This is a genomic window from Rossellomorea sp. FM04394, from assembly GCF_041889765.1.
GTDB classification, from domain to species: Bacteria; Bacillota; Bacilli; order Bacillales; family Bacillaceae_B; genus Rossellomorea; species Rossellomorea aquimaris_B.
In genome coordinates this window covers 1,098,475-1,112,244 of sequence record NZ_CP168654.1, presented here as the reverse complement: position 1 = coordinate 1,112,244, position 13,770 = coordinate 1,098,475, and the positions used below count along the sequence as shown (strand labels likewise).

The 13,770-nt window shown below is 43.4% G+C and carries 15 protein-coding genes; 8 read left to right on the top strand and 7 right to left on the bottom strand.

Going from position 1 to position 13,770, the window contains the following annotated elements; translation table 11 throughout:
- Window positions 1-20 precede the first annotated feature (20 nt).
- The gene (locus tag ACCB35_RS05555; protein WP_374056115.1) at window positions 21-1,439 is read left to right on the top strand and encodes an NAD-dependent succinate-semialdehyde dehydrogenase; all 1,419 of its coding nucleotides are present in this window, start codon (window positions 21-23) and stop codon (window positions 1,437-1,439) included.
- A 54-nt stretch (window positions 1,440-1,493) separates the two neighbouring features.
- Here the strand turns inward: ACCB35_RS05555 and ACCB35_RS05550 are convergent, their stop codons facing one another.
- Both ACCB35_RS05550 and ACCB35_RS05545 read right to left on the bottom strand, forming a co-directional pair.
- Window positions 1,494-2,291 (bottom strand): LysM peptidoglycan-binding domain-containing protein, encoded by a 798-nt coding sequence (locus tag ACCB35_RS05550; RefSeq protein WP_374056114.1) that lies wholly within the window; start codon window positions 2,289-2,291, stop codon window positions 1,494-1,496.
- Window positions 2,292-2,460: 169 nt separating this feature from the next.
- Window positions 2,461-2,745: a hypothetical protein gene (locus ACCB35_RS05545; protein ID WP_044339829.1), complete on the bottom strand. Its 285-nt coding sequence runs from the start codon at window positions 2,743-2,745 to the stop codon at window positions 2,461-2,463.
- A 303-nt stretch (window positions 2,746-3,048) separates the two neighbouring features.
- Between ACCB35_RS05545 and brnQ the strand changes: the two genes are divergently transcribed.
- Window positions 3,049-4,350, top strand: coding sequence for a branched-chain amino acid transport system II carrier protein (brnQ, locus tag ACCB35_RS05540; protein WP_374056113.1), 1,302 nt, complete (start codon window positions 3,049-3,051; stop codon window positions 4,348-4,350).
- Between the two features lie 160 nt (window positions 4,351-4,510).
- Here brnQ and ACCB35_RS05535 read toward each other — a convergent pair whose 3' ends face one another.
- Both ACCB35_RS05535 and ACCB35_RS05530 read right to left on the bottom strand, forming a co-directional pair.
- Window positions 4,511-4,975, bottom strand: coding sequence for a GNAT family N-acetyltransferase (locus ACCB35_RS05535; protein ID WP_374056112.1), 465 nt, complete (start codon window positions 4,973-4,975; stop codon window positions 4,511-4,513).
- Window positions 4,976-5,127: 152 nt separating this feature from the next.
- Complete coding sequence (locus ACCB35_RS05530; protein WP_299744676.1) at window positions 5,128-5,622, bottom strand: lactoylglutathione lyase family protein; 495 nt, start codon at window positions 5,620-5,622, stop codon at window positions 5,128-5,130.
- A 131-nt stretch (window positions 5,623-5,753) separates the two neighbouring features.
- Between ACCB35_RS05530 and ACCB35_RS05525 the strand changes: the two genes are divergently transcribed.
- Window positions 5,754-6,086, top strand: coding sequence for a winged helix-turn-helix transcriptional regulator (locus tag ACCB35_RS05525; RefSeq protein ID WP_374056111.1), 333 nt, complete (start codon window positions 5,754-5,756; stop codon window positions 6,084-6,086).
- Window positions 6,087-6,320: 234 nt separating this feature from the next.
- A complete protein-coding gene (locus ACCB35_RS05520; protein WP_374056110.1) occupies window positions 6,321-6,677 on the top strand; it encodes a DUF488 domain-containing protein in 357 nt (118 codons plus the stop codon).
- A gap of 83 nt (window positions 6,678-6,760) precedes the next feature.
- On the opposite strand, the gene ACCB35_RS05515 is transcribed toward ACCB35_RS05520, so the two are convergent.
- The gene (locus ACCB35_RS05515; RefSeq protein ID WP_374056961.1) at window positions 6,761-7,270 is read right to left on the bottom strand and encodes a GNAT family N-acetyltransferase; all 510 of its coding nucleotides are present in this window, start codon (window positions 7,268-7,270) and stop codon (window positions 6,761-6,763) included.
- 240 nt (window positions 7,271-7,510) lie between these two features.
- Here ACCB35_RS05515 and ACCB35_RS05510 point away from each other — a divergent pair, with 240 nt between their 5' ends.
- The 3 genes from ACCB35_RS05510 (at window position 7,511) to ACCB35_RS05500 (ending at window position 10,700) form a co-directional block, all read left to right on the top strand.
- Complete coding sequence (locus ACCB35_RS05510; protein ID WP_374056109.1) at window positions 7,511-7,894, top strand: GntR family transcriptional regulator; 384 nt, start codon at window positions 7,511-7,513, stop codon at window positions 7,892-7,894.
- Window positions 7,895-7,898: 4 nt separating this feature from the next.
- The gene (locus tag ACCB35_RS05505; protein WP_374056108.1) at window positions 7,899-9,002 is read left to right on the top strand and encodes a DUF1648 domain-containing protein; all 1,104 of its coding nucleotides are present in this window, start codon (window positions 7,899-7,901) and stop codon (window positions 9,000-9,002) included.
- Between the two features lie 279 nt (window positions 9,003-9,281).
- Window positions 9,282-10,700, top strand: coding sequence for an alanine/glycine:cation symporter family protein (locus ACCB35_RS05500; protein WP_374056107.1), 1,419 nt, complete (start codon window positions 9,282-9,284; stop codon window positions 10,698-10,700).
- A 38-nt stretch (window positions 10,701-10,738) separates the two neighbouring features.
- On the opposite strand, the gene ACCB35_RS05495 is transcribed toward ACCB35_RS05500, so the two are convergent.
- A complete protein-coding gene (locus tag ACCB35_RS05495; protein ID WP_374056106.1) occupies window positions 10,739-11,266 on the bottom strand; it encodes a GNAT family N-acetyltransferase in 528 nt (175 codons plus the stop codon).
- A 245-nt stretch (window positions 11,267-11,511) separates the two neighbouring features.
- Here ACCB35_RS05495 and ACCB35_RS05490 point away from each other — a divergent pair, with 245 nt between their 5' ends.
- On the top strand, window positions 11,512-12,381 hold the full coding sequence (locus ACCB35_RS05490) for a DMT family transporter (RefSeq protein WP_374056105.1): 870 nt from the start codon (window positions 11,512-11,514) through the stop codon (window positions 12,379-12,381).
- 272 nt (window positions 12,382-12,653) lie between these two features.
- Here the strand turns inward: ACCB35_RS05490 and ACCB35_RS05485 are convergent, their stop codons facing one another.
- Window positions 12,654-13,757, bottom strand: coding sequence for a carbohydrate-binding protein (locus ACCB35_RS05485; protein ID WP_374056104.1), 1,104 nt, complete (start codon window positions 13,755-13,757; stop codon window positions 12,654-12,656).
- Window positions 13,758-13,770: the final 13 nt, after the last annotated feature.

The following is a 13,770-nucleotide window of genomic DNA, read 5'->3' as shown; positions in this document are numbered from 1 at the left end:
AGATTATTAGGAGGATGACCATGCAACACTACAATCTCATCATCAACGGAGAACAAACCGGATCGGACCTAGAAAAGAAAGAGGTAACCAATCCTGCCACATCGGAAGTGATCGCCACTATCCCCAATGGAGGAAAAAAAGAAGCATCAAAAGCGGTCGATGCAGCACACGATGCCTTCAAGGAATGGTCACAATACTCTGCATATGAACGGAGTGAACTCATCCGTAAATGGTACGACCTGATCGACGAAAACAAAGAGGACCTTGCCCGCACCATGACCATGGAGCAAGGGAAACCGTTAAAAGAAGCACTTGGTGAAATCCAATACGCCAACGGCTTCATCTCCTGGTACGCTGAAGAAGGAAAGCGCGTCTACGGAGAACAAATCCCTGCAACGCAGCGGAATAAACGACTATTCGTCCATAAACAGCCTGTCGGCGTAGTAGCCGTCATCACACCATGGAATTTCCCTGCGGCCATGATCACCCGTAAGGTTGCACCGGCACTTGCCACCGGTTGTACCGTCGTAATCAAACCGGCAAACCAAACCCCTTTGACCGCATTAAAGATGGCGCAACTGGCTGAAGAAGCCGGCATCCCCAAGGGGGTCATCAATGTGGTGACCGGGGATTCGAAATCCATCGGGGAAGCGTGGATGGAAGATACACGTGTACGAAAGCTGACATTCACCGGATCAACGGAAGTAGGGAAGGTCCTGATGAAGGGGTCAGCCGACACCGTCAAGAAAATATCCCTGGAGCTGGGAGGTCACGCTCCTGTCATCGTAATGGCTGATTCTGATTTAGACAAAGCCGTCGATGGCGTCATTGCCTCGAAATTCCGGAATGCCGGCCAAACATGTGTCTGCTCCAACCGTGTCTATGTTCATGAATCCATCGTGGATTCGTTCACGGAAAAGCTCGTTGAAAAAGTGAAGGATTTAAAAGTCGGAAATGGCCTTGAAGAAGGTGTCGATATCGGCCCATTGATTGATGAAAGTGCCATCGAAAAAGTCCGGAAACACGTGGAAGATGCTGTAGACAAAGGCGCTTCTGTTGCCTATGGCGGAAAAGGAATAAGCGGGTTATATTTTGAACCCACTGTCCTTACGAACGTCAATGATGACATGCTCTGTATGAAAGACGAAACATTCGGTCCAGTCGCTCCTATCACGACATTCAAAACGGAAGAAGAAGCAATCGGGCGGGCCAATGATTCCATCTACGGCCTTGCTGCCTATGTATTCACAGAGAATATCACGAAGGGTATCCGGATCAGTGAGCAACTGGAGTATGGAATCGTCGGATTGAACGACGGCATGCCGTCCACCCCGCAAGCTCCATTCGGCGGTTTCAAGCAAAGTGGCCTTGGCCGTGAAGGTGGACATCATGGGATCGAGGAGTATCTGGAAGTGAAGTATATTTCCCTCGGGTTATAGAAGAAAGAAGGTCGTGGGCCCACGACCTTCTTTTATTTGGACTTACTTGGGGCACTAGAAATTCACTTTTAACCTCACTAGATCCTGAATGCTCCCATCTTTTGCACTTCGGCTGTATACCCAGAGTTCACCGGAGCTCGCAGTCGGGGCACGGTCAAAAGGAATGCCAGTACTGAAGAATCCGTAAGCAGGGGCTCCTTCATTTGTCATGGCGAATCGCTCATTCGTTACGATCACACCATTATTGTCTCTTAGCTGGTAATTCACGACCGCTTCAAAGACCCTCGCATATCCTTCCACTCTTTGGCCACTGCTTATCGTTGAACTTGGAAGAGGTTTTGTCACAAAGATATTTCTTGAGGTAGGAATAGGGATAATCAAGTGGTAATCGGGCCAGATGACATCCCGTTGGAAACCTGGTCTCCCTGCATTTGCCTCTTCAATAGCTGAAACGGATACACCAAATCTTCTGGAAATAGCAAATAAAGTATCCCCGCTCACAATTCTATAAGCGAAGGCAGGGACCATTAGCGGCTGACCGACATAAATACGATCAGGGTCATTGATATTGTTCACTCCTGCGATAAGATCCACGAAACTATTATAGGCATTTGCAATTCCTGTAAGCGTATCTCCACTCGCGACGATATATCTCATAATCGGATTATTGGTTGAAGTCGGAATGACCAACACATCACCAGGAAAAATCAGCCCCCGATCTGTAACTGGGGGAAACAAATAATTTGCTCTTTCAATTGCGGCAATGGTACTGCCAAATTGGTTTGCAATCGAATAAAGCGTGTCTCCTTGTTTAATAGAATAGATAATCCCTCTTGTTGTAATAATCGGCATCTTAACACCTCCTTTCCATACAAAATATGGTAGAGAGGTGCATAAGTGAACGGCTCTTATACTAAGCATTCTATTATTTACTAGTTACTGAAGAATTTTTACGAGTTTATAGCATTAAGCTCCAACGTATCTATTGACGTTACAACGTACCGTTGGCATTTGACTATCATTACTTTTTATAAATCTCACCAGATGACATCCAATCCATAAATCTCTGATAGGGATAATAAGTGGATCCCTTCAACTCAACCTTTGGAGCGTCCGGAAATTTTTGTAGCAATTCGGCTACTTCCTCTTTCGTAAGACCTACATGAAGGTGCAAATCTTTTTCTTTTATCAACGTGGGATACTCTGAGAAGCTTGCCTTGGGGTTACCAAAGTTCTTTAACCCGTCTCCTATAAGATATCCCATGGCCGAAAGCCCCACTGCTATCCAGAAAAAACTTATATCCATTATACAAATCCCCTTTTCTATTAAATCTATACTTTACATACGGGTGAACTTGATAAAAGTTCCAACTAATACAAATTTTATATATTAAAATAGTCATACAAGTCTAGAAAAATAGAAATTGATATTATATTAGGAAAATTTATTGACTGCGCTTTCTTCCTGTGCTAGATTGTGTTTATTAATGAAATTCCATGACGAGAAAATTTGACTCGTCCCTGGTCAGGGGCGGGTTTTTTTATGTGAAATAATCAGAATAATCGATAGAAGCTATCATGGTTTGGCTAGGCATTAGGAGGGGTTTCGTTGAGAAAAAAAGATGTGCTGGTTTCAGGATTTATGCTTTTCTCACTGTTTTTCGGTGCTGGAAATTTAATATTTCCACCATATCTAGGGATGGAATCAGGCAGTTACTTTGTTGCAGCTATTGCCGGGTTTATTTTAACGGCGGTGTTTTTACCTTTTTTGACGATCATTTCAGTATCACTTTCTACTGACGGATTATTGTCGATTGGTCAACGTGTCCACCCCGTTTTCGGACTTGTGTTTGCCATCGTGATTTATATGTCGATTGGAGCACTTTATGGTATTCCAAGGGCATCGAATGTTGCGTATGAATTGGGCTTTATGCAAATGATCAGTGTAGAAGGACGATTACCTTTATTCTTATTCTCCCTCGTCTTTTTTGGATTGACCTATTTACTCAGCATCAATCCCAAGAAAGTAATCGATCTTGTCGGTCAGTTTTTAACGCCTGTTTTGCTCGTTGTTTTAGCGATACTATGTGTGCGGGCCTTTATTACCTTTGAGTATACGGAAGCTCAAGCGGCTGAAAAGTTCCAGTCCGATCCGTTTCTTAAAGGGTTTCTGGAAGGATACTTCACTATGGATGCTGTAGCGGCCCTTGCATTTGGGATTGTGATTATCAATGGGTTGAAAGATAAAGGCGCATCCGGTAAAGCGGAGGTGATCCGTGGGACAATCAGTGCCGGGGTGATTGCGGCCATCGGTTTGGTGATGGTGTACCTTTCACTCGGATGGATCGGACGGGTGGTTCCACATGACGAGCCACTTCAAAATGGAGCAGAAATATTGGTTCTGGCGTCCCAGCAATTATTTGGATACAGTGGCAACGTATTGTTTGGCTTAATTGTGATGATCGCTTGCTTAACGACCTGTATTGGTCTCATTAATGCATGCGGACGTTTTTTCAACGAAATTTTCCCGAAATATTCATATAAGACTTATGTATTGATTTTCATCCTGATTGGTATGATCGTTACGAATCTTGGACTGAATTTGATTTTGAAAGTGGCTACACCGTTACTGGTTTTTATTTATCCTGTAGCTATTGTGCTTGTGGTCCTTTCACTCTTCCAGCATTTCTTTGGGGAAAGTAAGAGAATGTATGTGTATGGGGTCGGGGCCGCAACATTATTTGCCTTTTACGAAATGCTAATGACACTAAATATTCAAATCAATGGAATTCACGCGATCCTGGGCTTCCTTCCCCTGAGTGAAAATGGCCTGGGTTGGACATTCCCTACCCTGGTGGCTGTCACCATCGGTTACTTCCTGGATCGGATGCAGAAGAAAATCATCTTGTGAGGGACGGACCTCTAAAATTTTAAAACCCTGACATAGAGTGGCTTACCTTTTTCCAGAGGTCCGTCCCTCTAAAAAAAGCAGCAAGGCGATGTGTTTTCTTTTACACATCGCCTTGCTGCTTTTTATCCTTTACCTTTTCCACATGATAGGGAGCCTTGTTCTAGGAAGTTTTATGTGTTGATTTTTGGTAGACTTTCAGGGATCCTCCGCTGAGTCCATATGCTTCTGTTGTGTGGGTCCACCCGCATTTTTCATAAAAATCTTCCAAATCTGTTGTCAGATAGAGATTTTTATATCCTTTATCATGGGCTTCTTGTAACGCATGCTGGAGTAAACGTGAACCTAGTTCTTTTCCTCTTTGATCTGGAACGACATATAAACAGGCAAGCCATGGGTACAAATCTTGACGGCTATTCAGGTCATTACGTAGAAGAGCATACGTCCCTATTATTTTCCCATCCTGCAACGCGGTATAGAATCGCGGCAAGTCCTCTCCGGTCCGGCATGAATGAAACATGCAATCCTGGTAGAATGCGTAATTGTCTTCACTCCCCCACTGTCCCCAGAAAGCTTTCACCGCTTCATCAAATAAGCTTGTATCCTTTTTCAATTCCATAATCTCCATTGAGTATTTCCTCTCTGTACTGATATAGAAGCATCCTTATTTGATTCTTCATATAAGAGAGAAAACCTTTATTTTTATTCGAAATTGAATTGTGATTCATGCAAAGAAGACACGCTCTGAACTTGAGCGTGCCTTCTTACTTTTATGGTAAATCAATAAGCCCCATCGGAATAAGTTAATTCATAGCTATGTGAGTAAATCTCAAAAATATTCCCGAATGGATCTTCAACATATACCATGCGATAAGGCTTTTCACCGGGATAATATTCACGGATCGGCATCCGCTGTTTACCGCCATGCTGTTTGATTTTTTCAACCATGCCCTCTACATCAGGGTCCTGTATACAGAAATGGAATAGTCCTGTTTTCCAATACTCGAAGTTATTCTCAGGCTTTTCGTTCTGAGGGAACTCGAACAGCTCCACACCGATTTTATCACCCGTTGCCAGGTGGGCAATTCTGAATTTCTCCCAATCATTCCCGAATACATCACGGCACATCTGACCGATTGCCGTGTCATCATTTTCCACATCAGAAGGTTCCATGATGGTGTACCACCCGAATACCTCAGTATAAAATGTAATGGCCTCTTCGAGATTTGGGACCGATAGTCCAATATGTGAAAACGATCTTGGATATGGTAACATCGTCAATATTCCTCCTCTTTTTGATTAGTTTCATCTAACACGTCCTCATTATACGTAACAGGACTTCTTAATGTAAGAATGCACTTTTTTGTGAGAAACTAACCTTGAGGTAAGAAAGGACTGGTGCGGATATGGATATACCCATCGATCAACAAGGGAAACTGAAGTGCTCAATCGAATACACACTGAAGAAAATCGGAGGCAAGTGGAAAACCGTGATTTTGTGGCATCTGGGTGCGGATGGGACCCTACGGTATAATGAATTGCGCAGGTTACTGCCTGGCGTAGCCCATAAAGTATTCACCCAGCAATTAAAAGAACTTGAAGAAGATGGTTTCATCAAACGCACCCAATACGATACCATCCCACCCAAAGTCGAATACTCCATGACTGATTTAGGACTGACCCTTATGCCGATCCTCAAGCAGATGCATGTATGGGGGAAAGAGCATGGGGAGTTTTAGGAGAGGACTATCAAGCAGAGAGGGACGGACCTAAAATTAGCGAAAACTTCATTGAATTGGGGTTAAGCTGATTTCCGAGGTCCGTCCCTTATTCGGGTATGGAAGATGACCCTGCTGCATCATGATAGCAAATTCATAATCAATGCGGGACTTGGTTCAAAAATCTTTGCATCATAGTTAGATTCGATTTATCCTTTAGGTAGACCAACTGTGAATGTGAATGGAGGACAATCCATGTCTATTGTTCTAAAGAGAATCTATGATGAACCTCCCCGTCTAGGAGGTCACAGGATATTAATCGACCGGGTTTGGCCACGTGGCATTTCAAAAGAGGATGCCAATCTGGATGCCTGGATGAAGGAGATTACGCCCAGTCCATCTTTAAGAAAATGGTTCAATCATGATCCCGATAAGTTCGAGGAGTTTAAACAAGCCTACAAAGATGAACTCAAACAAGATGATAAAAAACAAAGTAAGTTGCAAGAACTAAAAGATATGGCGACAAACGAACGCCTAGTTCTTCTGTACGGTGCAAAAGATGAGCGTCATAACCATGCGGTTGTTTTAAAAGAGATGTTAGAGGATTTATAATCTGTGAGGGACGGACCTCTACTCGTTTAAAACACCATTTAAATGGCTATTTGAACGTTTAGAGGTCCGTCCCTCACTGCATCCTAAATTTGTTTATAGTAAATGATCGTTGCTTCTAATTCCCCGAAAGGTGACGCTGCGTAGTCAGGAATCCGTCCACCCTGAACAAATCCGAGGGAAGTATATAAGTGATTTGAGGGTGCTCCCTCTACCGTATCAAGTACAAGCAAGGTCCGTCCCTCCTCTTTTGCTCTTTCTTCCGCCTTTTCCATGAGCCTGCGGGCAATCCCCTTTTGACGGAATTGAGGGTGTACCATCATCTTAGCGATTTCCGCTCTATTTTTCCCATTCTGCTTCGCACATAGATGGATTTGTACCGTTCCCACAATTTGATTTTCCATTTTTGATACTAATAGAATGATATTTTGATTCAGTGCATTTTGCCAGTAATCCATCGCTGCAGAGTGGGCAAGTGGCGATAAGAAACCAATCGACGCCCCATCATCCACTACTTTCATTAAAAGCCCGGAAAGTTCACTTATATGATTTTCAATCATTGTCAGTTCTTCAATTGTTTGATTCATAGCCAACATCATCCCCTCACCATTTTACATCGTTACACTTCTATATTTCATTAGAGAAACCCCACTGCGGCAACCGGATTGTCAGATTATTTGACAAACTTTTTTCAGCATGACCTTAAGGTAGTTTAATCAAATTATACCGAGAATACCCTACTAACCCTAACTTTTTTTGGAAAATGAACGCTTTTGTTATATTATATGTAGAACAATTCTGTTATACTAAACATATAACAAATAGGAGGTGAAACCTTGTTTATCCAAATTGAACCTCAATCAGACGTACCGATCTATGCTCAAGTGAGAAATGGCATTATGGAGGGGATTGTTCGTGGCGAGTTATTGCCTGGCGACGTGCTTCCATCCGTCCGTGCCCTTGCCGCTGACCTCGGTGTGAATATGCATACGGTGAATAAAAGCTATCATGAATTGGAGAGCAAGGGTGTGATTCGGATTGTTCCTAAGTCAGGGGCTGTTATTTGTCCACCTTCAGTGGATGGGATTGCTTCTTCAAGAATTGATCAGATTTCAGGTGAACTGCGACCGATTTTGGTGGAATGCATTGTGTTGGGAATGACAGAAGATGATATTCAAACGTTAGTAAAAACCATTATTTCAAAAGTTAAGGGGGAATAAGTTTATGGAAATGACACTAATAATTGTCATGGTCGGGTTTCTAATGGTGATGCAAATAGCCATTCCTTTTATCGTTAAACGGACGGTGGTTTTCGGTGTAACGATCCCTGTTGACGAAATACGAAACGGGCAATTACTCCGATACAAAAAAATCTATGCTGTATCAACATTTCTCATTTCAATTCTGATAGTATCTCTATATTTCGCATGGGCAACGAGCAATACACCTACAGATAATCACCTCATCTTTGCAGGGCTATCCCTTCCATTCTTGATCCTTTTCATATCCTTATCACTGTATTTTTATTTTCATGTAAAAGTAACAGGGCTTAAACAGCGGGAACAGTGGTTCAAAGATCGCAAGCAGGTAAAGGTCTCAGAATTGAACATTCGTACGAAAGATGAAATGCTTCCTTGGATAATGTTTACGATTCCAATAGTCATTACTGTTGGATTGATTGTGTTTACATTAGTGAACTACAGTTCTTTCCCTGATCAGATCCCTGTACACTGGGGCCCCGATGGACAACCGGATTCATTCACACCAAAAAGCTACTTATCTGTCCTGACATTGCCTTTTGTACTGTTAACAATGAGTTTCATGTTTCTGGGGATCAATGAATTAACAAGAAACTCCGGTATTAAGTTGAGTGCCGGGAATGTGAAAGCATCCCGAATCCGGCAATTGCGTTTGCGGAAATACACAAGCTGGCTCTTGTTCTTCATCTCCATTCTAATTTCCATGCTGTTCACATTCTTACAGTTTACCACTCTCTATGAAAACAGTGTCAGCGATTTAGTGATCATCATTATGCCGCTTGCCTTCTCAGCCATCGTTTTGATAGGGACGGTCCTGCTCGCTGTCAAAGTAGGCAAAAAAGATTCGGATTTTGATATGGAAGTGATCGATGAAGCTTCCGGTGAAATGATTAACGCGGATGATGACCAATACTGGAAGGGCGGACTCATCTACTTCAACCCAAACGATCCCTCCATCTTCGTTGAAAAACGCTTCGGAGTCGGCTGGACCCTGAACTTCGCCCGGCCTCTGGGCTACATCATCTTAATCGGCCCCCTGCTGGTCATACTGATTATTACACTAATTTAATAGTTTTGAGGGACGGACCTCCTAACAGATAGCGATGGCGTAGTATCAACGTTCTTCGCGATTAGAGGTCCGTCCCTCTTCTTTAACTTTCAACATCAATTCAACTTTTCAACCGAAGGAGAGGTCCGTCCCTCTTACTGGTCCATCCTTCTACTAAAAAAGGCTCAATCTCTGGAAATTCGACATTTTTTATGGACAGATTGTTCGGAATACTATATAAATAGTAGATGGAAACCCGATAAGAAAACGTTTACAACATGAGATGACAAGGAGGATTCTATGTTAGATGTGCTGGACAAGATTAATTCATTTTTATGGGGGACACCAAGTTTAGTACTGTTATTTGGGACAGGCCTTTTCTTGACGTTTATGCTAAAAGGGCTGCAGTTCCGAAAGCTATTATATGCATTTAAACTTGCTTTCACAAAAGAAGAACCATCTTCTTCTGCCGACAAATCGGAAGGGGATATCAGTAACTTCAAAACGTTGATGACGGCTTTGTCAGCGACAATCGGAAACGGAAACATTGCCGGGGTTGCAACTGCATTGACGATTGGCGGACCCGGGGCCATCTTCTGGATGTGGGTTGTCGGTCTACTCGGTATGGCCACAAAATACGCAGAAGCCCTGCTTGCCATGAAGTACCGTGTAAAAAATAAAAACGGTGAATACTCCGGCGGGCCGATGTATTACGTTGAAAAGGGTCTCGGAAGCAAGTGGAAATGGCTTGCTGTTGCCTTCGCTTTATTCGGCGCATTTGCGGCCCTTGGAATCGGAAACAGCGTTCAGTCCAATACGATTGCAGATGTCATGACATCTAGCTTTCAAATAAACAATATCATAACGGGAATCGTGTTAGCGGTCCTGACAGGTTTGATCATCTTTGGAGGGATTCAACGGATCAGTACAGTCGCCTCTTTCTTTGTACCGATCATGGCATTCCTTTACATCGGTGGTTCAATGATCATTATCGTACTGAATTATGACATGATCATTCCGGCATTTGAAATGATTTTCTACTATGCGTTCAATCCTGTAGCTGCCGCTGGAGGTTTCACTGGAATCATTATCAGTGAAGCGATCCGCAGCGGGGTTTCACGTGGGATTTTCTCCAATGAAGCAGGACTTGGTACGGCTGCCCTGATTGCAGGTAATGCCAAAACCGATCACCCGGTTAAACAGGCCCTTGTCGCAATGACGGGTACGTTCATTGTAACAATCGTTGTTTGTACGATGACGGGTCTTGTCCTCTTGATCACAGGCTTCTGGGATCCGACAGGCGGAGCGATATCAGGTGTCGAGCATGCGCCAAGTCTTGACGGCGGGGCACTGACGAGTGCGGCATTTGGGCACGCCCTTGGTACTGTCGGGGAATACATCGTATCGTTCTCCGTCATCTTCTTCGGATTCTCGACGATCGTCGGATGGTATATGTACGGAGAGAAATGCTTTGAGTATTTGACGAATTATCGTTTCGCAAACTCATACAGACTCATTTACATTTTAGCAACCGGACTTGGTGCCGTTGCAAACCTGGAGCTCGTATGGGCATTTGCTGATATGTCTAACGCGTTGATGATGATTCCGAACTTGATCGCCCTTATTTTACTTTATAAGGTCATCGTTCGTGAAACGAATCATTACTTCAATGAGTACTTGCCTATGATGCAAGCACAACCAAGGAAGAAAGCCAGTTAAAAGGGAACCCGGCGTGATGATCACGCCGGGTTTTATATTTATAGTATGATTTCATATTTACTGTGACTGCCGTGGATATGAGTAACTTCTTTTAAGGAATATCGTTTCTGGTAATAGTGGTTCAATCCTTCGTTACTCGCTATGCAATCAAAGCGAATGATTTTCTTTCCTGCTTCTTGTGCCTCTTTTTCGATCCAATCCAGTAAAACGGCACCTATCCCTTTTCCTGCGTGGTTTCTATGTACAACCAATCGATGCAGATACAAAGCTTCATCTTTTGCCTCTTCTCCCCAAAGTTCCATATCCCATTCACTTGGGATATTCTCAATAGTAAAAGTAGAAATGGGTTGACCTTCATTTTCAACAAGATAGGTCGCACCGTTTTCAATTGAACGAAGAATCTCTTCTTTGTTTCCATCTAAATCAGTCAGATAGTAACTCCATTGCTTCGTCCTTTTTGTCTTTAACCAGGCGGCAGCATCCACTAACAACTCCAGAACCTTGTGTAAGTCCTCCGATTTTACCTGTGTGATTTCATAAACTTCTTTATCATGTTTAACTCGCATGGTCTTTTCTCCTTTCCCCATTAGGTATAATAATCATTCATCCATTATTTGGACAAAAGCGTTGACCATTCCTTCATTTCAAAAAAACTAAATCATGTTTAAGTAAGGAATAGAAAAGGAATTACCATTAACATCCTTATTGATCAATATATGTTTGATTAATAGCGTATAGAGGATTGTTTGGTCTTAAGTTCATCCAGGGTCACTCAAATATTTTTACTTACTACTTCTTTAGGAGGGACACAATGAAATTTGCAGGTACAGGTTTAGTTATCCTAGCCGCTATATGCTGGGGAATCAGCGGGGGGATTGCAGATATTTTAATGGACAAGGGTTGGAATCCTCTTGTGATTTCATTTTACCGGGGGGGAGTCGGACTCATATGTTTCTTTGTGTGGTTCCTCCTTCGCTTTAAACAAAATGGGGGCATCTCTGCTCGTTTATTCTTATGGGCTTTATTTGCGGGTGTCGGTGTTGCTGGAAATTTCACGTTTTATTTTCTAAGTATCCAAGCTTCAAGCGTTGCTGTTGCTGCTACATTAATGTACACCGCACCTGTCTTCGTACTTTTAGTCTCCTTTTTATTACGACTAGAAAATTCTACTAGGTTTAAATGGGCCTGCATTACTGGTGTTCTATTTGGGATTATCCTGCTAACAGGTGCCTACAACACTGAATCGATTTCAGGGAATTTTTTTGGGGTGGCATCGGGGCTTGCTGCCGGCCTTTCCTATACTTTGTTTATATTCGGATTTAAAAATGCCTCTTCTACCGGAAATCCGCAAACCACGTTAACCATTGCTTTTTTTTCATTTTGTCTCATCCTTTTTCTCTTTACAAACAAGGATGAAGCGGCAGCTGTGTTGGCGTCAAATGACATAGGATGGTTTTTACTTTTAGGGATTCTCGGGGCTGGACTTTCATTCATATTGTATGTGACTGGGATTCGGTGGACTACTCCGGCAACTGCTTCGATGGTCGCTATGGTAGAGCCGGTGACAGCTTCATTATTTGGCGTTCTGGTTATCGGGGATCACTTGACCCCCATTCAGATTTTTGGCATAGTAGTCATCCTTGTTACGATCACCCTCCTTAGTATGAAGCAGTCCAATTGAGAAAGTTTATCTCCTCTAACCGGAATTCATTTCATCTTATTTATTTTAGTGAAACAGAATTCTCTCTGTAAAAAAATTCGAAAGGCAGTATATATTCCCCACTGCCTTCCTTTTGCCTTTGGAATATGAATCGTTTCACCAATAAAAAGTGGAAAAACCCATGATATAGAAATAAACGTCCTGTGCTAATTCATAGGACGTTCTTCATGTTAGTTATTGATTATGAACTCCAAAAAGCACGGATTATTCACACACAAAAATGGTTTCATCTATCAAGCATACCACTTATGCCACATATGATCGTTTCTGCCTCTTACAAAGGCATCCACCCGGTTACGGCCCCAAGACACGGCTCCCGGTGAAGAACGAACCCCACCTCTGGGTGCTCCAAGGTCTTCCCAGTTACTCCAGCGGGAACCATTCCACCATTTGTGCCACATGTTATTGTTGTCTCCCCGGACAAAAGTATCGATTCTGTTCGGTGCCCACGAGGAGGCAGCCGGTGCCCCTTCGAATCCTCTGCGTGGAGAACCAAGGTCTTCCCAATTGCTCCACCGGGAACCGTCCCACCACTTATGCCACATCCGGTCGTTGTTTCCTCTTACGAAGCAATCGATTCGGTTCGGCCCCCATGATACGGCACCAGGAGAATCCCTCAAACCGCCTCTTGGAGCCCCAAGGTTTTCCCATTGGCTCCATCGTCTTCCGTCCCACCATTTATGCCAGAGATTGTTGTCGTCTCCTTGGACGAAAACATCGAGTCGATTTGCCTGCCATGATGCAACAGTCGGATCTCCCTTGAACCCGCGTGGTGGTCCCCCAAGGTCTTCCCATTCATTCCATCTCGAACCATCCCACCACTTATGCCATAGAGTATCCCGATTCCCTCTTACAAACGTATCGATACGGTTCGGTCCCCAAGACACGGCAGCAGGAGAACTCCTTAAACCTCTTCGTGGAGCTCCAAGATCCTCCCAATCACTCCAGCGGGAACCGTTCCACCATTTGTGATACATTCTATCGTTCTCACCTCGAACAAACGTATCCAAACGGTTCGCTTGCCAAGAAGCAACAGCCGGTGAACCCTTCATCCCCCGTGGCGGTGCACCAAGATCCTCCCATTCCCTCCAGCTTGCCCGCCAATCAAATGGATCTTCGTAGACAGGCTGGTCATAGAATCCCTTATAAGGATCATAATAGTTCAGCTGTTGTGGATAATACGTGTACTCACGTTGTTGTTGGTATGGTGGATAGAACTGTTGATAAGTATGTGGTAACAGACCATCTTCATAATGGTTTCTGACGTCTGGCCAATACGGATCGTATTGTTGTTGAACATCGCACGGCACTACAGGATATCGTCGTGGAAAAAACATACTGCATCCCTCC